At 34.3% G+C, this 1412-nt stretch carries 3 protein-coding genes; all 3 read right to left on the bottom strand.

The window, feature by feature from the left end; genetic code table 11:
• Positions 1–218 (bottom strand): hypothetical protein (locus tag RT405_RS08625; protein WP_313469112.1); only part of this gene is annotated, 218 nt, incomplete at its 3' end.
• Entirely contained in the window at positions 211–996 is a 786-nt protein-coding gene (locus RT405_RS08620; RefSeq protein ID WP_313469111.1) for an ABC transporter ATP-binding protein, read from the bottom strand. The genes RT405_RS08620 and RT405_RS08625, both read right to left, overlap by 8 nt.
• A gap of 231 nt (positions 997–1227) precedes the next feature.
• Positions 1228–1412: chemotaxis protein CheW (locus RT405_RS08615; RefSeq protein WP_313469110.1), on the bottom strand; the 185-nt coding region annotated here is incomplete at its 5' end.

Here is a 1412-nt window from a genome sequence, read left to right as displayed (position 1 = left end):
ATAAAATATAAGATCAAAGAAGAAAAGAAAGAATTTTTCTCTGTTGCATTTTTTTTACTCTGCACGATGGGATTAGGTTCACGCCCATCCATCATGATTTTGGTTTTCACAATTAACCGCAATTGATCATAATCTACTCCGTTTTTTTCATAAAGAGAAGCGAAAAGATCTAATGCTTTTAAATAGATCGGCTCTTTTAAAGGAAGCGGTTTAAGCATCGAGATATTCTCCCTTCATGGCATGCACAAAGTCTTGAGCGAGTTGCTGCTGTTCATCAAATCCGGTCAGCTCGTTAAATAAGTCTTCTAAGGTTCCTTCTGCTTCATGTCGAATCTCATTAAAAGGACCGTCTGCAACGATTTGTCCATTGTTAAGAATGAGTATACGATCACTAAGTTTTTCAACCGTATCCATAATATGTGAAGAGTAAAATATCGTTTTTCCTTCCATTTTTAATTGAGTTAATATCTCTTTAATAACCAATACGCTATTGGCATCAAGCCCGTTCAGCGGTTCATCCCAAAAAAGGATATCAGGATTATGTAATAAACTGGAGATAATGAGTACTTTTTGTCGCATCCCTTTGGAAAATGTTGAAAGCCTAGTACGAAAGGATGATTCAATTTTCATAGCAGTCATCATGGTGAAACTTCTTTGCTGAATATCCGCTTCCTTTAAGCCATATAGTTGTCCAACAAATAAAAAGTATTCTTCTGCTGTTAGTGTCTCATATAAATCAGCATTTTCCGGTACATACCCAATCCGATTTTTATAAGTAGTTTCATTTTTTATTAAGGAACTTCCGAAAATCGTAATTTCACCGGCGTCAGGTTTCAATAACCCTAAAATCATCTTGACTGTAGTGCTTTTTCCAGCGCCATTTGTACCGATATATCCTATGATTTCACCGGGATAAACAGCAAAATCAATACCTCTTAACACTTCATTTGAACCAAACGACTTCTTAAGGTTCTTAATTTCTAAAATTGGTAACATGGTTAACCCCCTTTATTTACATTGATTTTAACATAGAAAAAAGAAAAAATATCTTGCTAAAAAATTTTCTGCTATTGCTAAAATAAGATTAGTGAGGATTCTTCAGCCCAATGGAATTTTAAATCCTAAAATCAAACTGTGCTGAACCATCGTTTTAAAGGAAGCGATTTCATAGTATAGTAATTTGTGTAAGGAGGTAAGACATGTTTGATAATCGTTTATTAGCCTTACTTAACCATATGATTCAAATGCCTCATCTACTGATTTTTCACCAAATACAGTACTCAAATGCTTCACTTCAATAATTTGATCACGATAGTTTAACACGTCTTTTCCTTGTAAGGTTTGGATGTCTTCTCTCTTAATACGAATCGCTTCAACAATGTTACCAAGAGGTAGAGCATAACGTTTATCAT

It is taken from the genome of Carnobacterium sp. (genome assembly GCF_032094055.1).
Lineage (GTDB): Bacteria > Bacillota > Bacilli > Lactobacillales > Carnobacteriaceae > Carnobacterium_A.
This window is presented reverse-complemented; position numbering and strand designations above follow the sequence as displayed.